Raw genomic sequence first — 18638 nt, 5'->3', positions numbered from 1 at the left:
GCGAAGGATCTGATGTCCGAACTGACCGAGGATCACCGCAGGATCGACGGCCTGTGCCAACTGATCCAATCCACGCCGTGGGGTGATCCGCGCCGAAAGCGCGCTGTCGGCAGCATCACGGCCGAACTGGCCCGGCACGCCGAGGCGGAGTCACGATTCTTGTATCCTGCGGTGCGGCGAAGGGTCCCCGGCGGCCGAAATCTGGCGGCCGACGGGCTCGCCGAACACGTGCGGATCGGTCACTGCCTGACCGACCTGGCCGAACACGAGCCCGACGACGCCCAGTTCGACCTGCTGGTGACTCGACTGGTATTCGAGGCCCACGAACACGCGGCCGCGCAGGAACGAGAGCTGTTTCCGCACCTCGCCGCGGCGGCAGGTGCGGGGGAACTCCCCGCGCTGGCCGAATCGCTGCGCGCCGCACGCCGGCCTACGGCCCTGGGCAGGGGTGTGCAGCAGCCTGAACCCGGTCCCATGGAGCGGTCGCTGAGCGGGGGAGGCGCCCTGACGTCCTACGGCGCGGCGGTTCGAGGCTGACGGAGACTGCCGCACAGCCACTACTGGGACCGCCGCCAGGGCTCCGGTCAGCTGCGGTGGTCATCCGCTCCGGGTTTGGCCGGGAGCGTCGTGGACATCCGCCTGAGCAGGCACATCGCCGTCGGGAACGGAGGTCGGCCATGCGGCGGGAGACCGAACGGTACGAGTCGTACTGGATGGCGACAACCCAGGGCGGGAGTCATCCGCCGCTCAGCGAGCCCGTGGACGTGGACGTGGCCGTCGTGGGCGGCGGTATCGCCGGCCTGTGCACGGCATGGGAATTGAGTCGCGCCGGGCGGCGGGTGGCCCTCGTCGAGGCGCTTCGGGTGGCCGAGTCCGTGACCGGACACACCACCGGAAAGGTCAGCTCGCTCCACGGCCTCAGGTATACCCGGTTGATCCGCGAGGCCGGCCGCGAGACGGCCCGTCTGTATGCCCGCTCGCAGCAGGAGGCCGTCGAGCACGTCGTCGCGACGGCCGATGAACTCGGCATCGACTGCGACCTGGAGCGCGCGCCAGCGTACGTGTACGCCGAATCGCCCGAGGTACGGGACGAGGTGCGCGCCGAAGCCGCCGCCGCGTGCGAGGCAGGCTTGGATGCCGTGTTCACCGAAGAGACGGACCTGCCGTTCCCCGTCCTCGGCGCGGTCCGGGTGCCTGACCAGGTGCAGTTCCACCCGCGCAAATACCTCCTCGCGCTCGTGGCGGACATCTTGGCCCACGGCGGCCAGATCTTCGAGGACTCCCGCGTCGTCGGGCTCGGCGAAGGCACGCCCTGCCGCGTCACCACCGAGAGCGGAGTGCAGGTCACCGCCCGCGATGTCGTGGTGGCCACGCACTACCCGGTCTTCGACCGCGCGTTGCTGTTCGCCCGGCTGCGCCCGGTACGTGAGCTGGTGGTCGCGGGGCTGGTTCCTGCGAGTGACGCGCCGGACGGCATGTACGTCTCCCCGGAAACGCGCACCCGCTCGGTTCGCAGCGCGCCGTCGTCGGAAGACGGGCAGCGGCTGCTCATCCTGACCGGTGAGAAGTTCACCCCGGGGGCGCGCGGCGTCGAGCGCCGGCACGACCGGCTGGCGCAGTGGGCGCGCGACCGCTTCCCGAGCCTCCGGCCCATGTACCGCTGGGCGGCGCAGGACGCCTCCACCACCGACGGCATGCCCTATGTCGGCTACTTCCACCCCGGCACCAAGCACGTATATGTGGCCACCGGCTTCGATGGATGGGGCATGAGCGGTGGCGTCATGGCCGGCCGACTGCTCGCCGGGATGATCACCGGCGCGAAGCTCCCCTGGACCGACGTCTACGACCCGCGCCGACTGCACCCGCTGCGGGAAGCGCTGCCTTTCGTCAAGGCGCAGGCCGGCGTGGCACGGCACTTCGTCGGCGACCGGATCCGCCTGCCGAAGCTCGACGGCGCTTCGCAGGTCGCGCCCGGCACAGGCCGGGTCCTCCGAGTCCGCGGGCGCCGGGCCGCCGTCTACCACGACCCGGGGACCGGGCTACGGGCCGTCTCGGCAAACTGCACCCACCTGGGCTGCACCGTGCAGTTCAACGACGCCGAACGTACCTGGGACTGCCCGTGCCACGGCTCGCGGTTCGGTGTGGACGGCGCGGTGCTCAACGGCCCCGCCACCCGGCCGCTGGAACCGGTCGTGGTCGACCGTCGGCCGGGGGAGGACGGCGGCGAGGAGGACGGAGGGGACCGCGACGGCGAAGGCGGCGGTTGAGGGCGGCGCCGGCGACTTTCGCGCGTCGTCAGGTTACGGACGGCGCACAGGTGATCGACTGCTTGGTCCCGCGCATCGCGGTGTCCGTGTCCCGGCGCGTCAAGACCCCGACGGCACGCAGGCCCGCGGGCTGCACCGCACTGTCCACGCGACTTCCGGCAGCGGTTGTGCACGGGTTTGGGTTGCCTCGATCGTGCGCAGGTCGGTGTTCATGTCGGTCTTCATGAGAACGAGAGGTACCTGGTCGGCGGACGTTTCGAGGCCCGGTCGATACTTGCGCGCAGATCAAGGTGGGGAGCCTGCGCGATGGACTGGTCGACAGTGGTGCTCGGGCTCGTGGCGGGACTGCTGATCTCCCTGGTCACGGCACCTGTGGGTGTCTCCGGTGCGGTATTCCTGCTGCCGGCGCAGGTCAGCGTGTTGGGGGTGCCGAGTCCGGCGGTCACACCGACGAACCTGCTGTTCAACGTCGTGGCCGGTCCGGGCGCGCTGTGGCGCTACCGCAAATCCGGGCGGCTCGGCGGGCCGCTGACACGCTTGTTGATCGCGGGCACCGTGCCGGGCGTGGTGGCCGGCGCCGTCATCCGGGTGTTCGCCGTCCCCGGCCCGCGGGTCTTCCGCCTGTTCATCGCGGTCTTCCTGCTTCCGCTCGGCCTTTGGCTGTGCCTGCGTACCCTGCGCGTCCCGGCGCCCGCCCACCGTCCGACGGGCCGGCCCTCGCCCCGCGCCACGAGGAGGCTGGCCGCGGCGGTGGGTGTCGTCGGGGGCATCTATGGGATCGGCGGCGGCTCGCTGCTCGGCCCGATCCTGGTCGGCCGGGGCATGCCCGTCGCCGTCGTCGCCCCGGCGGCACTGGCAGCCACCTTCGTCACCTCGGTCGTTGGCGCGGCGACCTTCGCTCTGCTGTCCCTCGCGGCGAGCGGCGACACCGCCCCGCACTGGTGGACCGGAGTGGCCTGCGGAGTGGGCGGGCTGGCCGGCGGGTACCTCGGCGCCGTCCTCCAGCCCCGCCTGCCGGAAACCGCCCTGCGGTACCTGCTGGGCTCCGTCGCCGCCGGCGTCGGCGCCCTCTATGCCGTCCAGGGTCTGCGCTGAGACCGACAGCGGCGTGCCCGGGGCGGATGGACATCGTGATCGATTGTGCCAAGCGCGGTAGCCTCCGCGCATGGACTTCGACGGTGGTGGCGACCGCCGCGCCTGGCCCTCGTTGCTGGTCGTGTCTATCGACGGCAGAGGTGACGGTCCGAGTCCGTCGCCTGTGCGTTCGGCGCGTATGCGGGTACGTGCTTTTCTGAAGCCTTTTGTGGAGGCGGGGGTGGTGTCCGCCGGCGTGCTCAGGGACGTGTTGCTGGTGGCGGGGGAGTTGTTGTCGAACGCGCTGCGGCACGCCACGGGGCCGTATCGGTTCTCGGTGTTCGTCGCCGTCGGCGGCGTCACCGTCGCAGTGCGGGACCGCTCACACACGCTGCCGCGCGAGGCCGACTCACCTGCCGAGGCAGGCGGCTACGGACTGCAGATTGTGCGGCGTCTGACCGGTGGGGTCCGCACGGTGCGGCACTCGGACGGCAAGACCGTCGTCGCCACCGTGCCGTTGTCGGCATCCGACTGACGGCGCCCGCCTTACCCGACTCGCCGCGCGCCCGGGCGCCCCTTGCTGCGGCCACCCGTCGGCTGGCAGGGTACGACGGGCCGGTGCGGGTCGATCTGACAGGTGTGGATTTCCCGGACTCCACCGGAGTGCACTTCCTCGTCGGCTGGCAACGCCAAAGTCGCGAACGCCGCAGTACGTTCCGCATCAGCGGTGTACGTCCGCACCCCGCATGGGTGCTGGCCGTGTGCGGGGTCCAAGAACTGCTCCTCGGCACCGGCGACGCCACTGCGTTGGATCCCACCGCCGGCACGTGACCTGATCACGGCCGCGCGGGATTCGTCGAGTCCGACGGCCCGTGAGCAGGCGCCCCGGCTGCCTTGCCGGTCCAGCAGTGGGAAACCACCAGGCGCGCAAGGCAGATGTCGAGCGAGTCGGTGGGACCCGGGGATGCGCTGCCGGGGTCCCACCAGGTGACCTGTTGGATTTCGTCGTTGCCCTGGAATGGACGGGGGCGTGTGGTGCGGCCGACGAACAGCGCGCCGTATTCGGTACGTCTCTCGGTCCCCAGCACGAACTTGGCGTAGCCCGCGAACGCGAGTTCGTCCGCTCGCTGGCCGGTCTCTTCCCGTAGTTCCCGCAGGGCGGCCTGGCGCGGGCTCTCACCCGGCTCGATCATTCCTCCCGGCAACTCCCAGGACCGGCGCTGCCGGTCGAAGACCAGCAGGATTCTGTGGTCGTGCCGCAGAGCCACCAGGGACAGCGGCATTGGTGCGTCTTCGGGTGGTGCGTCTTCCGTCCCGGGGAAGAACGCGGCGAGGACGTTGCCTCGTCCGTCGGTGGCAAGACCCTCGATCGGGGACTTCGGCATCGGAGATCCTTCCCGACGTTGCCGCCTGCGTACCAGCCTGTAGCGGTGTCCTGCTCCCTCGGCCGCCCCGGCGGCTCGGAATGTCGTGGCAGAGGGACTCGCGGGCGCCGGTGGCGTTTCAGTGCGCGAGTGTGCGTCCCGGTCTGCCGAGTAGCGCCAGCCCACCGAGGGCCCAGATGCGGCCGGGCCCGCTGCGGCCGCGCAGGCGTTCGGCCAGCGAGACCGCGTACAACCCGGCGCCGGCCAACTCACCTGCCTGCACTCGGCGGTGTCCGGGGCGCAGGGCCGGCGCCGCCGCAAGGCCTCCGGTGATGAGAAGCGCGGACGCCGGTCGCAGGGCGGGTACGCAGTCCAGCGCGGCCACGGCGTACCACACCCACCGTGCGTCGGCGTGCGGGGTGCCTGGGCGAGGGGCGGTGGCCAAGTCGCGGAGCAGTCTCATGATTGTTCGCTGCCCGTCCGACCGGTGCACCATGCCTGTCCCCGGGTTGTCGCGGTCGCAGGAGGGGCGCTGGACCATCCCGTACCGCCGTGAACACCGGTCCCGCACCGGTTCTTTCGCGTGCCGACGAGCCGGGTCAGTAGTCGATGGGGTCGCGGGTGATGGGGCAGGTCATGCAGTGTCCGCCGCCGCGTCCTCGGCCTAGTTCGGCGCCGACGATGGTGACGACTTCGACGCCTGCTTTGCGCAGGAGGGTGTTGGTGGTGGTGTTGCGGTCGTAGGTGAAGACGACGCCGGGTTCGACGGCGACGGCGTTGTTGCCGCTGTCCCATTGCTGGCGTTCGGAGGCGTATTGGTCGCCGCCGGTCTCGATTACGCGGAGGGCGGGCAGCCCCAATGCTTGGGCGACGACGTCGGTGAATGCGCGGCCGTCCTCGGGGGTGACGTGGAGGCCTGCGGTGTTGTCGGCGGGGCGGAGGGTGAAGGTGCGGACGGCGTCCATGATGCGCGGGTAGAGGGTGACGATGTCGCGGTCGGCGAAGGTGAACACGGTGTCCAGGTGCATTGCCGCGCGTAGTTTGGGCATGCCGGCGACGATGACCCGGTCGGCGGCGCCGTGTTCGAACAGGGCTTTGGCGACCTGGGTGATGGCTTGGCGTGAGGTGCGTTCGCTCATTCCCATCAGGACCACGCCGGCGCCTACCGGCATGATGTCGCCGCCTTCGAAGGTGGCCTGTTCCCAGTCTTGTTCGGGGTCGCCCCACCACACGGTGGAGTCGGCGTAGTGGGGGTGGAAGGTGTAGATCGCCTTCATCAGCAGGGTTTCGTCGCGGCGGGCCTGCCAGTAGAGCGGGTTGAGGGTGAGTCCGCCGTAGAGCCAGCAGGTGGTGTCGCGGGTGTAGAGGGTGTTGGGCAGGGGCGGCATCAGGTATTCGCGGGATCCGACCTGTTCGCGGGCGAGGAGCACGTAGGGCGGGCGGAACTCCTCCGGGAGGTCGGCGGTGGCGAGTCCGCCGATGAGGTACTCGGCGAGTTGGCGTGCGTCGAGGGTCTCCAGGAAGGCGCGGGTGGTGTCGATGAGTCCGAGGCCGACCTGGTTCGCGGTGATCTTGCGGTCCAGCAGCCACGCTTTCGCGTCGGGGATGGCCATGGTCTCGGCGAGCAGGGCGTGGAGTTCGACGACCTCGACGCCGCGTGCGGTCAGTTTGTTCACGAAGTCGGCGTGGTCGCGTTGCGCGTTCTCCACCCACATCACGTCGTCGAAGAGCAGTTCGTCGGCGTTGGTGGGGGTCAGCCTGCGGTGCGCCAGGCCGGGCGCGCAGACCAGGACCTTGCGCAGCCTGCCCACTTCGGAATGCACGCCGTGAGCGGGGCCGGTGTCGGTGCTGGTCATGAAGGCGCCTTTCGCGGAGAGGACTTGGTACGGGCCTGCGTCATGGCGTGGAGCTGGATGACGCCGTCAACGTGCCGGTGAAGGTGGCGTCCGGCAGTGCGGACGGCTCCGGGGTCATGGCCACGATGATGCGGAAGCCTGCGCGCAGGGCGTCGGGAACGTCGAAGAGCTGCTGGGTGAAAGCGCTCTGTCCGGGAGCGATCGTGGCGGGGAGTTCCTGCTGCGGGAGTTGAGGATGGGTGACGGGCGTGGCGCGGGTGCCGTCGACGCGGCCCATCTCGCGGATCGCGATGCCCGAGGTCGGGTACGGGGCCGTGGACCGGTTGGTCACGGTGAGGGTGACCAGCGCGGGGGTGGTTCCGGGCTGCGCCGCAACGGGAGCGGGGACCGGCTCCACCCGGGCGATCGAGACGGCGACGCCGTTCGGCAGGGCGACCCAGCCGCCCACCGGGGCGGTGTTCGCCGGGCCGGAGGTCTGTGCCGGACCGCACTGCGCGAACCAGGAGTCCTGGGAGGTGCCGGGCGCCGGCGCGGCGCAGTTCACCGAACCCGCTCCGCCGGATGCGCCGGACGCCGCGGCTGCGGACGGGGGCCGGGAGGAGCCCTTGCCGTTGTCGTCGGCACAGGCGGTCAGCGCGAGCAGGCTGAGCGCGGCGCCGACCAGGCTGAGGGCGGTCCTCGCGGCGGCGGGACGGTTGCGTGGCATGCGGCTCCTCACAGTGAGTCCAGGACGTCGGTGACCAGTCGGGTACCGCCGCTGGCCAGCAGGGTGGCGGCGATGGCGACCAGGAGGATCCCGGCGATCTTCTCCAGGACCGCGGCCGTGGCCGGTGACACGCGGCGGGTGACGTGCCCGGAGGCGTACAAGGTCAGTCCGGTCACCGCCGCGTAGGCGAACCCGGCGACGGTCAGGCCGACGGCGCCGCGGTACTGATGCCGAGCAGCTCCAGCAGCGGCTCGCCGACCCACAGCGCCGCGAGCATGAGCACGCTGACGTTGACGAACAAGCCCCAGGCGAGGCGGCGTTGCTCCTTGTGGGTGTAGCCGTCCACGAGAGGGAGGTACGACGACAGCGCGGCGACCGGGCTGTAGAGCGCGAACAGCGCCAGAACAGCAGCAGCGCGTCATCCAGGTGCAGCGACGACATCAACCCTCCGGGATCGGGCCTGACCGAGGAACCCAGGACGACGGCAACGCCTCCTCGCGCCGGGGATCGCGACGTCAGATTTGCACCTTATGGCCAATAAAGCCGTTTCGCTCGGCGGCGCGCCAGGGTGCGGCCGCGCGATTGCTTCGTGTTCGGGCACACGCGGGTGGGTCAGGAGACGAGGAGGCAGAACCGGTCCCGGGGCCGGCGGCCGTCGCGGGCGTTGGTACCGCTGGTAGGCGCACAGGCCCGACCGCGTCGACGGCCGCACCACCGGTTCCGGTGGTGCGGCCGCGAGGTTGGGTCGTCTACTTCTTGTCCTCGAGTTCCGAGCGGACCGAGGCGGTGAGTTCGTCCCACGAGTCGACGAACTTTTGCACACCCTCGTCCTCGAGGTGCTCGAAGACGTCGTCGAGGTCGACACCGGCATCGGCCACGGCCTTCATGACCTGCGCCGCCGCGCCGTAGGTCTCTTGGACGGGTCGGCCGAGAGTGCCGTGGTCCGCGTAGGCCCTCAGGGTCTTTTCCGGCATGGTGTTCACCGTGTCCGGTGCGATGAGGTCACTGACGTAAAGAGTGTCCGGGTAGTCCTTGTTCTTCACGCCGGTCGACGCCCACAACGGGCGTTGCGGGGCAGCGCCCTGCGCCTTCAGCGCGCGCCATCGGTCGGAGGAGAAGACCTCCTCGTAGGCTTGGTAGGCCAGCTGTGCGTTCGCCACTGCCGCCTTGCCCTTGAGGGAAGGGTCCGCGCCGGTTTTCTCCAGTCGCCTGTCGATCTCGGCGTCCACGCGCGAGACGAAGAAGGACGCCACCGACTCGATGCCGGCCAGTGATCCGCCGTCCCGCACGCGCTGTTCGAGTCCGGACAGGTACGCGTCCATGACCGCCCGGTACCGCTCGGGACTGAAGATGAGCGTGACGTTGACGCTGATGCCCCGTGCGATGGACGTGGTGATCGCCGCCAAGCCTTCCTGCGTGGCGGGGATTTTGATGAACAGGTTGGGGCGGTTCACCAGCCACCACAGGTGGGCCGCTTCTGCGGCGGTGGCATCGGTGTCGTGCGCCAGCCTGGGGGAAACCTCCAGCGACACCCGGCCGTCGCGGCCGGTGCGTTGCGCGACCGGGGCGAGCAGGTCGCAGGCGTCGCGGACGTCGGCGGCGGTGATGGTCCGCAGCGCCTCCTCGACGCCGACCTTCCGGACGGCCATCGCGTGCACCTGGTCGTCGTAGGAGTCCGACCCGCTGATGGCGGCGGCGAAGATGGTCGGATTGGTGGTGACGCCCACGACGGAGCACTCGTCGACCAGTGCCTGCAAGCTGCCGTCGTGGATGCGGTCGCGGGAAAGGTCGTCGAGCCAGACGGCGACCCCAGCCGCCGACAGATCCGCCAACTTCTCGTTCTGTGCCATGCCGGAGCCTTCCGGACTCGGGGGAGGGGAGAGGGCGAGCGGAGCCGGCGGGCCGGCCAACGCCGGTGATGGTGAAGGGCTTTGCACGTCAGACGGCGGGTCGGACGGCCGGGGGGAACCGGTCCCAGGCGCGGTGCTGGGCCAGCAGCCCGGTGACGCCCTCCAGGGCGCTGTCGGCGTCGGAGGCGGCGACGACGCCGGGCGCGTCGGGGGCGATGCCGGCAGCGGTCAGGGCGTCGACGCCGTCGGCCCAGGCTCCCAGCGCCTTGCCGTGCCGGTACGCCTCGGTGAGCAGCACCAGGACCCGGGGGTCGATGCCCGTGGCGACCGCCACGCCGTCGTCGACCTTGGCGTCGCGCGCGCCGTACGCGTCGGCACCGGGGACGGGGACGCCGGCGACGAGGACGGCGTCGAACTCGGTGGAGCGTGCGGTGGCGAAGGTGCGCTGGACGGCGACCGGGTCGCCGTCCTCGTCCAGCCTTCCGCCGGTCGGGGCGATCACCAGGGGGACCATGCCGGCGTCGAGGACGGCCTGCCGGGCCGACCGTACGCCGCTCAGATCCTGGTCGCCCGCGGTGACGATGCCGACGATCCGCCCGTCCAGCGGCCAGCGTCCTCCGAGTTGGGACAGGGCAGGGCTGGGCTGCGGGTCGGCCGGCGCCACCGTCGCCGCGGGCGCGGGGAGTCCGAGGCCGGTGGCGACCTGCGCGCACAGTTCGGCGTCGATGTTGGCGAGGGTCCGCAGAGCGCGTTCCTTGATCGCCGTCTCGTAGCACTTGTTCAGCTCGAAGGTGTAGGCGGCGACGATGTGTTCGCGCTCGGTCGGGCTCATGCTCAGCCAGAACAGGCGGGGCTGGGTGTAGTGGTCGTCGAAGGACGCCGCGGCCTCTCGCACCTTGTGCGCGGCCGGCACCTCGACGGGGACCTCGATGTACGCGCCGGTGTCCGCGCCCGCCAGGAACGGGCAGCCGCCGTCGAGGGAGTTGGGTCGGTACGGCGCGACACCCCGGTGCACAGCCGTCTGGTGCATGCCGTCACGCAGCATGTCGTTGACCGGCGCGTGGGTGCGGTTGATCGGGAGCTGGGCGAAGTTGGGGCCGCCGAGGCGGGTGAGCTGGGTGTCGACGTACGAGAACAACCGCCCCTGGAGCAGCGGGTCGTTCGTCACGTCGATGCCCGGGACGAGGTGTCCGACGTGGAACGCGACCTGCTCGGTCTCGGCGAAGTAGTTCGACGGGTTCGCGTTCAGCGTGAGCAGGCCGATCGGCTGGACCGGCGCCAGCTCCTCGGGCACGATCTTCGTCGGGTCCAGCAGGTCGATGCCCTGGAACATCTGGTCCTCGGTGTCGGGGAAGGTCTGCACGCCCAGCTCCCACTGCGGGAACGCCCCGGCCTCGATCGCGTCGGCCAGGTCCCGGCGGTGGAAGTCGGGATCCATGCCCGCGGTGATCTGTGCCTCCTCCCACACCTGGGAGTGCACGCCCAGTTTCGGCTTCCAGTGGAACTTGACCAAGGTCGTGGCGCCCGCGGCGTTGACCAGCCGGAAGGTGTGGACGCCGAAGCCCTCCATCATCCGGTACGAGCGCGGGATGCCCCGGTCGGACATGTTCCACAGCGTGTGGTGGGTGGCCTCGGTGTGCAGGGTCACGAAGTCCCAGAACGTGTCGTGCGCGCTCTGCGCCTGCGGGATCTCCCGGTCCGGGTGCGGCTTCCCGGCGTGGATCACGTCGGGGAACTTGATCGCGTCCTGGATGAAGAACACCGGGATGTTGTTGCCGACCAGGTCGAAAACGCCCTCGGAGGTGTAGAACTTCGTCGCGAAGCCGCGGGTGTCCCGGACCGTGTCCGCCGACCCCCGGGACCCGAGCACGGTGGAGAACCGCACGAACACCGGGGTCTCCACATCCTTGCCGAGGAACGCTGCCTTGCAGATGCCCTCCGCGGCTCCGTAGCCCTGGAAGACACCGTGCGCTGCCGCGCCGCGCGCGTGCACCACCCGCTCGGGGATGCGCTCGTGGTCGAAGTGGGTGATCTTCTCCCGCAGATGGTGGTCCTGGAGCAGGACGGGCCCGCGGGGACCGGCCTTGAGCGAGTGGTCCGTGTCGTACAGCCGGGCGCCCTGGGCGGTGGTCAACCGCTCGCCGGTCTGCGCGACATCGGCCTGGTCGGCTCCCGTCGGCTGTCCCGTCGGGCTGTAGGTGTCCGGCCCGCGCTGGTCCGGCTTGGGCGGCAGCGGACCGGTGGGCTCGGTCGGCTCGTCGACCGGCGGCGGCACCGGGCCGGGCGCGCCCGGGATCTCGTTGCCGGGGTGGGCGAGGTCCTTGACCTTCTCGGCGATCGTTTCCGCAGCAGCAGACACCGGGTTCTTCTTCGCGTTCACAAGAGTCCGATCCATCGATGAGGCAGTGCCACCCACCGGAAGAAAAGCATTCGGTCCTTGCCGACCATGTCGGCGGGGGAATGGGCGACCACGTGTGTATGGCGCCAGTGCCCGCAATACGGGCTTGAACACATGCGGTGGTGCAGATGGCAGGGCAAGGTGTGCGGGCTGCGCCGGTCAACTACCGGTGCACCACCGACGACCGGGCTCGGCACGGGGCGCACGGATCGCCGGGGTTTTCGGCACGTCGGACCACGCCTTCGGAGTATCGGCCCGACTGACGGACGGATTGCCGCGTCAGGGGAGCCCACCACCCGGGCGGGAGAACGCCGGGCACAGCTGGTCCGCCCCGAATCGGCGTGGCGGACGTCGAGGCTTTCCTCGCGGAATATGTGTTGTCCGCGGACAACCGGCCTCCCGCGCAGCGCCGACCTGTCAACGACCGAGAAGGGCGAGCCCCGGCCGGTCTGGAGCCCTCTGGAAGCAGCGAGGCCCTGGCCGAGGAAGCCGACACGGCGCCCCCTTCGCGGCTGTTCGCGGACAACCGCAGCCGACCCGAAGCCGCATCGTCAGCAGCTGAAGCCGTCAGAAGCCTCGCTGAGGCCCCGAAGGAGCTCGCAGCAGTACTGGGTGCGGTGCTCAGTCCAGAGGAGTTGGTTGCTCTCTTCGAAGAGTTGCATCACCTCGTCCTGACCTGGTGGGGCTGTGGGCGGTCGGTTGTCCGCGGACAACCGACCGCCCATACGCTGAGTTGTCCGCGGACAACTTCAGGCCGGGGGAGGAGGCAGCTTCCGGGTGCTGCTGTCCCGGTCGGCGGACGGCGTGGTGGATCTGCGCTCCCGGCGGGGACAGGTCTGGCTGCGGCGTTCGGGGAAATCGCCGCGGCCGCTGAACGGGAGCTACCACCGGCCGCCGTGTTGGACGGCGAGGTGGTGATCTGGCACGACGGCCGTTTGGCATTCGACCTTGTTGCAGCGGCGGATGCACCGCACCGTCGCGTCCGCGGCACGGGAAGCCCGGGCGCATCCGGCGAACTTCGTGGCGTTCGACCTCCTGGCGGAGGACGACCAGGACCTCATGGGGCGCAACCCGGCTCGCTGGACGTGGTCAGCCGATCCCGGGGACGGTTCGACCTGGTCTGGGTGGGACCGAACAACCAGGTACAGGGCTACGCCTTCGACGACGCACCCCCGGAAGTTGGGCAGTCGTACCGGTCAGCGGCGTCAACGCGGCCCAGCCGGGCTCGATCAGCCTCACGAGCCGATACCCGACTCTCCTCGACGCCTTCTGGATCCGGCCAGACGGCACCATGGGGACGAATTGGTGGTGCCCCGAGCGTGTGCGCGTCCACGTCAAGATCGTCAACCAGCCCACCGCGACGTTCGATCCGATCAGCACCCAGCTGAACAACGCGGCAACCGGGTTCGCCCAGGCCGAGATCGGGGTCGACGTGATCACCGTCGAGCGGATCCAGGTCACCGACATGGACACACTCGACGTCGGTGCCTGCCGCGACTTCCAGCCGACAACGGCACAGCAGAACACCCTCTACGGGCACCGCAACAACGTTCAGCCGGGTGAGATCGTGATCTACATCGTCAAGGCGATCAAACAGGACGGCGTCGACGGTTGCGCCACCCAACCCGCGGGGCGGCCCGGTGCCATCGTCGAGTACTCGTCGCATCTTTGGGCGCGCCCACGAAACAGGCCATGTCCTCGGTCTGGAACACCCGGTTTGCGGGCTTCCAGGGCAACCGTCCTGCGCGCCACTGGTCAACCGCCTGATCTTCCCCCACTTCAACCTGCTGTCAAAGCCGGTCCCGGGAATCAGCTCGACCGAGAAGGTGATCTCGTTCGGTTCGCCTCTCACCAACTGAGGTGATCGCGCAGAGTCAGACGGCGCAGCCGTGTCAACGGGCTTGAGCTGCTCGGAGATCCGGAAACGCCCAGAGTCGTGCGTGGAGTCCCTGGCGCAAGTGGAGTCCCCTGGCGGAAGAAATCTCGCCACAACAAGACCTCCGCACGCCGGGGACTCCACGTGACCGCCTCTCGCGCCATTCGCAACTCGCCACGCGGACCCGTCGCCTGGCACCCCGGCGAGCCTCCGGCGGAGCGTTGCGGCGTCCGCCGTAGTGGACGTCATGGGGCCGGCCCCGTCGTCGTGGTTGACCAGGAGGAAGACCTGCGGCGCGCCTGCCCCGATGATGGCGATGCGCTGTACGGTGTGTTCCTCCTCGGGACGCGTAGCTCAGGATTCGCATGCTCGTCATACCGATCGCGGCCGTATCCACAACAGCGCGACCGCCACCAGGCCTGCGAGGCAGGGAGCCATCCCGGCCCACCCCAGTGCCGACGGCAGTCCGGTTGCGCCGGAGGTGTCCTTGGTCAGCAGGCCGGTCAACCCGGCGCCGGTGCCGAGCGCGAACATCACGGTCGAGCCGGTCTGCGCCCACCGCCTGCCCGCTTTGACGGCTCGGATCGTCCAGAGCCAGGCGAGGACACCGAGTGCTCCGATGGCGGACAGCAGGACCAGGTAGGTGGTGACGGCCGAGTCGATCCGGGCGTCGGTGTACGTGGGATAGCCGGCCCGGATGTGGTCGGCCAGCAAGTGGCCGGTGGCAAGGTCGACGTACGGGGCTGCCGTCCCGAGGACGGTCAGCCCCAGTCCGGCGTACATGGCGGCAATCGCCCGCCGCTCGCGGCGTGTTGCCTGATGGCGGTGGCCAAGCGTCGTGGCGCGCATCGTCCCGGGTCACCCCGCCAGAGCCGTGCGGAGGAACTGCCGGATCTCCGCCTGCGCTGCCTCGGCCTGTGGTTCCACGCCTGGCAGGGTGAGGAACGCGTGGCGTGCCTCCGGGTATTCGGTGAGCCGTACCGGCGTCCCGGCCGCCCGCAGGCGCTCGGCGTAACGGCGCCCGTGGTCGGCGACCGCGTCGCGGGTCGGCACCACCACCAGCGCGGGGGCGAGACCGCGCAAGTCGTCGGCGTACAGGGGCGAGACCGCGCGGGCGTCGGCTCCCGGCGGGACGGCGAGCCGCTGGAAGAAACGTAGTTGCGGTACGGCGAGGCCCGGGTGGTGTCCGTACTGGGCGATCGACGGATAGTCGAACATCGTCCCTGTCACGTCGACGGCGGGGTTGACCAGCACCTGCGCCTTGAGCCGCAGTCCGGAGTCCCGGGCCCGGATGGCCGTCAGGGCGCTGATCAGCGCACCGCAGCTCTCGCCGAAGACGGCGGTGCGCGTGGGGTCGGCGCCCCACTGCGCGGCGTGCCCCCACACGTGCTCGAGGACGTCCCAGCCGTCGTCGGCGGCATGCGCGAGAGGGCTGCCCGGCGCGAGGAGGCGGTGCTCGACCGAGACGACGAGGGCGGGCAGTTGGGCGGCGAGGTGGCTGTTGGTCCAGTCGCACTGCGCCGCGGTGCCCACGAAGCCCCCGCCGTGCACGTGGACCACGAGGGGCAGGTCCGGTCGGGGGTCGGCCTGCGCGTCACCCGTCGCCGCCGGCCGGTACACCCGGACGGGTAGGCGGCGCCCCGCCAGCGCCAACTCGCGCCATTCGATGGCTGCGGCGGGGTCCGGCTCTCCGAGGACCGCCCGCGCCGCGGCGGAGGCCCGCCAGGCGTTCTCCGCGTCCCGGTAGGCGATCAGTCCGTCGGCGGTGATCGCTGAGAAGTCCGGCTCGGATGGCCGCTCGGCAGTGAACGCCTCGCCCATGTCTGTCCTCCTGTCTGCCGCAAACCTACGGCGTAGATTTGCGGCCCACTGTAGATTCTACGAAGTAGGTTTGCCAAGGAGGCGTGGGAGGAGCGAGCATGAGCGGACGCGGACGCGGTACATCTGCAGGACTCGACCGCAGGCAGATCGCCGCCGCAGCCGTTGCCCTGGTCGACCGCGACGGCCTGGACCGCTTCGGCATGCGGAGGCTCGCCGACGACCTCGGGGTCGACCCGATGTCGATCTACCACCACATCAAGGGCAAGGCGGCGCTGCTGGACGCGATCTGCGAGGCCGTCGTCGCCGAGGTGGAGCTCGGCCGAGCGCCGCTGGACTGGGAGCAGGTGGCCCGCCAAACGGCGTACAGCTACCGGCAGATGGCGTACCGGCACCCGCGGGTGTTCCCACTGCTGGTCACTCGCCCCCAGCGCTCGCCGGTGGCCTTGGCGGTCCTGGAGCGCCTCGTTGCCGCCATGCGCCGGGCGGGCCTGCCCGACCGGGTCACTGCGGACGCGCCGGTCACGCTGTTCGGATTCCTCAACGGTTACCTGACGGCAGCCCTGAGTGGGGGCCCCGACGGACCCTCCGAGATGCCCGCGCTCGACTCCACCGCATATCCGGCCCTGACCGCCGTCGCACATCTCCAGGCCGACTTCGGATCTGCAGCGGAGTTCGACCGCCTCCTCGACACCATCCTGTGCGGAATCCGGCACCAGGCGGAGGGCTGCCCGGCGGAGACGCCGTAATCGGCCGGCCGCCGCCCTGCGGTCCGCGTCGGGCGCCCGGCGCTGTGACCGGCCGTCCCGCACGTCGCCCCCACCAGGGCAAAAGCCGTGGCCTGAAAGCTGAAGTTGCCCTGTGAGTCCGGAAGGTACAGGTACGCGCGCGAGGGTGAGGAGCGCGAGGAACAGGTCGGCTCTGCGTTCGAGGCGGTCGGGCGGCGGCACCGTAGTGGCCGGATCGGCCTGTCCTGCCCGGCGTCCGCCCTGGCGGAGTGCACCCTGCCCGCCGCGCCACCCCCGAAAACTGTCGTGGCCCCTGTCCCTCGGACAGGGGCCACGACAGCGTCACTTGCGAGAAAGCGCTCTACAAGTCGGGGCGCTGCCGCGAGGGACCCGCGGGGCGACGCGGCCGGACGCCAAGCGCCGCCTGGATCCTCACGGTCAGTCGTAGAAGGCGGCAACCGTTGCGGTGCCGTCGTCGGTGCCGAGGCAGAACTCGGCGCGCTGGTTCGCGCCGTCGATGTACTTGCCGATGCCGCGGAGGACCACGCGGCCGTCGGCGTTGCGCTGCCCCTTTTGGCCACGACGTCGTCGGCATTGTCGGGGTCGTACTCGTAGAGCACATAGGAGTGCGTGCTGCCTGCCTTGCTCTTGACGCAGGCCATGAAGTCTCCGCCGGTCGAGTGGACTTGCCCCGTCCAGTACGGCGGGTTCCCTGACTTGAGCGGTTCGAACTTCGATACTCGACGCTCCGGGAATGGTCGCCTTGTGGTGGACGGTCCGCTGCTGAGCCTCTTTCACGGCTATGCCGGGAACCGCCGTTCGCCGTTGCGCTACGACATCGGTCCGGCGGGGTCGGTCGTCTATCCCCAGGGCCTGACGGCGCCGGATCGCCAGGCATGTGCGGTGGTCGTTGCAAAACGGCTCCGGGAGCCGGGGGTTCACACCGTGGCCCGGGCGGGCGATGCGGAGCAGCGGCTCGGTGGTGGTCGTCGCCAGTTGCGAGAACAGGTCGACGACCGCTGCGTCGTGGATGCGCGGGTCGTCCGGGGCGCCGATGACGATGGTGTGTCCGGGCATGTCGGTGCCGGGGTCGAGATAGTGGCACGAGGACATGTTGGGCAGCCTTCCGGCGTACTCGTGGGCGACTTCGGGGCCGGTCTCCAGAACTCGCCACAGGTCGTGGACGGGTCGTCGAAACACCGCGCCGGCAAACGCGCCGGGACGCTGCGCCACCGCCCGTAGCATGATCAGCGGGCCCGCGGACTGCGCACTCGCGTGGAGGGTGCCGGGTTCGGCGATGCCGTTTTCGAGGATGTGGTCGATTCCGGCGACGACGTCCATGACGGCGCCGAACTGGTTGTCACGCACACCGTGCTGGAAATGCCGGTAGCCGTCGCTGCCGGTGCCGCGTTCCTCGTTGATCCACAGGCGACCGCCGGCGGCGACGTGCGTGCTGTGCACGTCGTTCCATAGCTTGCTGGTGTTGTTGCCCACGAAGAAGTTCGAGTACGAGGTGAACATCAGCGGACCGGCACCCGGCGCGTCGTCCCGGTCGACGAGGAGTCCCCGCACAGGGGTACCGTCGGGGGCAAGGAAGTTGTGTCTGGTTACCTTGGCACCGGCGAGCACCCGGTCCGCGACCGTGTCCTCGCGTGGGATCTCCGCCGCGTCCCGGGGGCCGTGCGGTGTGAATGGGATTCGGAAGGTCCTTGGGGCGGACACGATGGAGGAGTGCTCGATCTCCAAGGCGCCTCCATCGGAGCCGACGGTCGCGGTCATCCCGGTGATCTGGCCGAAGACGCCAGGCAGTTGACGTCCGTCCGGAGCGTGGACGCCTGGCAGGCCGAGGTGTGCCAAGGGGATCGGTGTGCCGCGTCCGGTGGCGGGATCGTACAGATGGGCCTCGGCTGCGCCTTGATGTGTCCGACTGATTGCGAGCAGCGGGTGGCGGTCGGGACCGCAGTCGACGATCGCAACGTCACGGATCACGCTTTTGCCGTCATCGGGCACCAGGTCGAGCCATTCCTCGGGCGCGATGTGCTTCCTGTCGAGGTCCAGGGGTACTTCGGAGATGCGCCCGCGAGGGTGGTGCGAGCTCCAGCTGACGATGATGAGCCTGTTGTCCGCGGTGACCAGGGGGCGGCCCAGTGTTGAATCTGCGTACGTGAGCAGCTTGGTCTGGCGGTGTGGCCGGTTCCGGTCGCGCTGTTGCGCTTGTCGGACAGCCTCGGCACACCGGCGCTGGTTGTCCCACAGCTGGAGCCAAAGACGAAGCGCCGCCTGACGAGCGTCGTTCGGCCTGCTCAACCAAGTCTCCTGATGCGGGCCCGAACGGTACGACGGGTTTCCTGTCTTACCGTTCGGGCCCGGCGATCGCGTGGCGCCGCGGGTGCTCGGCCGTCCCGTGCCACTGCTGCAGGTCGGCGCCGCGGCCGGGCTTGAATGTGCTCACCGCGACGTCAGCCGGTCGAAGACGCGTGGCTGCGTATGCCCCCAGGCCCTGGCGTCGTCCACGCGAGTGACCTGGTCCGCAGGTTGGCCCAGGCGTCGGTCGGCTTTCGTCCAACGCCCCTACGCGCAGCGAATGCGGGTGGCAGAAAAGGACGTCGGCGCTCTGCTCTTCGGGCACGCCACGTACTCGTGAACACCTGAACTCGTCGGCAGGTCCGCGCCCAGGCCCAGAGGTGCCCGCTGCGGTCGG

18 protein-coding genes are annotated in these 18638 nt (G+C 70.1%); 7 read left to right on the top strand and 11 right to left on the bottom strand.

Features of this window, described 5'->3' with window-relative positions; all coding sequences use genetic code 11:
• The first annotated feature begins 12 nt into the window (after positions 1 to 12).
• The 5 genes from ACWD12_RS05030 to ACWD12_RS05010 all read left to right on the top strand — a co-directional run bounded on the left by ACWD12_RS05030 (position 13) and on the right by ACWD12_RS05010 (position 4172).
• Positions 13 to 537 (top strand): hemerythrin domain-containing protein, encoded by a 525-nt coding sequence (locus tag ACWD12_RS05030; RefSeq protein WP_450098368.1) that lies wholly within the window; start codon positions 13 to 15, stop codon positions 535 to 537.
• Positions 538 to 677: 140 nt separating this feature from the next.
• The gene (locus ACWD12_RS05025; RefSeq protein ID WP_450098367.1) at positions 678 to 2267 is read left to right on the top strand and encodes an FAD-dependent oxidoreductase; all 1590 of its coding nucleotides are present in this window, start codon (positions 678 to 680) and stop codon (positions 2265 to 2267) included.
• A 306-nt stretch (positions 2268 to 2573) separates the two neighbouring features.
• Positions 2574 to 3362 (top strand): TSUP family transporter, encoded by a 789-nt coding sequence (locus ACWD12_RS05020; protein ID WP_450098366.1) that lies wholly within the window; start codon positions 2574 to 2576, stop codon positions 3360 to 3362.
• 70 nt (positions 3363 to 3432) lie between these two features.
• Positions 3433 to 3876, top strand: coding sequence for an ATP-binding protein (locus tag ACWD12_RS05015; RefSeq protein ID WP_450098365.1), 444 nt, complete (start codon positions 3433 to 3435; stop codon positions 3874 to 3876).
• Positions 3867 to 4172: an STAS domain-containing protein gene (locus ACWD12_RS05010; RefSeq protein ID WP_450098746.1), complete on the top strand. Its 306-nt coding sequence runs from the start codon at positions 3867 to 3869 to the stop codon at positions 4170 to 4172. Before ACWD12_RS05015 ends, ACWD12_RS05010 begins: the two co-directional genes overlap by 10 nt.
• A 5-nt stretch (positions 4173 to 4177) precedes the next feature.
• On the opposite strand, the gene ACWD12_RS05005 is transcribed toward ACWD12_RS05010, so the two are convergent.
• The 8 genes from ACWD12_RS05005 to ACWD12_RS04970 all read right to left on the bottom strand — a co-directional run bounded on the left by ACWD12_RS05005 (position 4178) and on the right by ACWD12_RS04970 (position 11512).
• The gene (locus ACWD12_RS05005; RefSeq protein ID WP_450098364.1) at positions 4178 to 4726 is read right to left on the bottom strand and encodes an NUDIX domain-containing protein; all 549 of its coding nucleotides are present in this window, start codon (positions 4724 to 4726) and stop codon (positions 4178 to 4180) included.
• A gap of 118 nt (positions 4727 to 4844) precedes the next feature.
• The gene (locus ACWD12_RS05000; RefSeq protein WP_358363878.1) at positions 4845 to 5168 is read right to left on the bottom strand and encodes a hypothetical protein; all 324 of its coding nucleotides are present in this window, start codon (positions 5166 to 5168) and stop codon (positions 4845 to 4847) included.
• 136 nt (positions 5169 to 5304) lie between these two features.
• Positions 5305 to 6561: an arginine deiminase gene (arcA, locus tag ACWD12_RS04995; RefSeq protein ID WP_450098363.1), complete on the bottom strand. Its 1257-nt coding sequence runs from the start codon at positions 6559 to 6561 to the stop codon at positions 5305 to 5307.
• Positions 6562 to 6601: 40 nt separating this feature from the next.
• Positions 6602 to 7267, bottom strand: coding sequence for a hypothetical protein (locus ACWD12_RS04990; RefSeq protein WP_450098362.1), 666 nt, complete (start codon positions 7265 to 7267; stop codon positions 6602 to 6604).
• Between the two features lie 8 nt (positions 7268 to 7275).
• Positions 7276 to 7443: a hypothetical protein gene (locus ACWD12_RS04985; protein ID WP_450098361.1), complete on the bottom strand. Its 168-nt coding sequence runs from the start codon at positions 7441 to 7443 to the stop codon at positions 7276 to 7278.
• A gap of 26 nt (positions 7444 to 7469) precedes the next feature.
• Positions 7470 to 7664 carry a MarC family protein gene (locus ACWD12_RS04980; protein ID WP_450098745.1) on the bottom strand — a complete coding sequence of 65 codons (195 nt, stop codon included), beginning with the start codon at positions 7662 to 7664 and terminating at the stop codon, positions 7470 to 7472.
• A 352-nt stretch (positions 7665 to 8016) separates the two neighbouring features.
• A complete protein-coding gene (gene tal / locus ACWD12_RS04975) occupies positions 8017 to 9117 on the bottom strand; it encodes a transaldolase (protein WP_450098360.1) in 1101 nt (366 codons plus the stop codon).
• Positions 9118 to 9205: 88 nt separating this feature from the next.
• Positions 9206 to 11512, bottom strand: coding sequence for a catalase (locus ACWD12_RS04970; RefSeq protein ID WP_450098359.1), 2307 nt, complete (start codon positions 11510 to 11512; stop codon positions 9206 to 9208).
• Positions 11513 to 12836: 1324 nt separating this feature from the next.
• Between ACWD12_RS04970 and ACWD12_RS04965 the strand changes: the two genes are divergently transcribed.
• Positions 12837 to 13379: a hypothetical protein gene (locus ACWD12_RS04965; RefSeq protein WP_450098358.1), complete on the top strand. Its 543-nt coding sequence runs from the start codon at positions 12837 to 12839 to the stop codon at positions 13377 to 13379.
• 384 nt (positions 13380 to 13763) lie between these two features.
• On the opposite strand, the gene ACWD12_RS04960 is transcribed toward ACWD12_RS04965, so the two are convergent.
• Together ACWD12_RS04960 and ACWD12_RS04955 are read right to left on the bottom strand one after the other, a co-directional pair.
• Positions 13764 to 14240, bottom strand: a complete 477-nt coding sequence (locus ACWD12_RS04960) for a hypothetical protein (protein ID WP_450098357.1) — start codon at positions 14238 to 14240, stop codon at positions 13764 to 13766.
• Positions 14241 to 14249: 9 nt separating this feature from the next.
• On the bottom strand, positions 14250 to 15212 hold the full coding sequence (locus tag ACWD12_RS04955; RefSeq protein WP_450098356.1) for an alpha/beta hydrolase: 963 nt from the start codon (positions 15210 to 15212) through the stop codon (positions 14250 to 14252).
• Positions 15213 to 15310: 98 nt separating this feature from the next.
• Between ACWD12_RS04955 and ACWD12_RS04950 the strand changes: the two genes are divergently transcribed.
• Entirely contained in the window at positions 15311 to 15958 is a 648-nt protein-coding gene (locus ACWD12_RS04950; protein WP_450098355.1) for a TetR/AcrR family transcriptional regulator, read from the top strand.
• A 417-nt stretch (positions 15959 to 16375) separates the two neighbouring features.
• Here ACWD12_RS04950 and ACWD12_RS04945 read toward each other — a convergent pair whose 3' ends face one another.
• Positions 16376 to 18244 carry an alpha/beta hydrolase family protein gene (locus tag ACWD12_RS04945; RefSeq protein WP_450098354.1) on the bottom strand — a complete coding sequence of 623 codons (1869 nt, stop codon included), beginning with the start codon at positions 18242 to 18244 and terminating at the stop codon, positions 16376 to 16378.
• Positions 18245 to 18638: the final 394 nt, after the last annotated feature.

The sequence above is a fragment of the Streptodolium elevatio genome (assembly GCF_053592165.1).
This window is presented reverse-complemented; position numbering and strand designations above follow the sequence as displayed.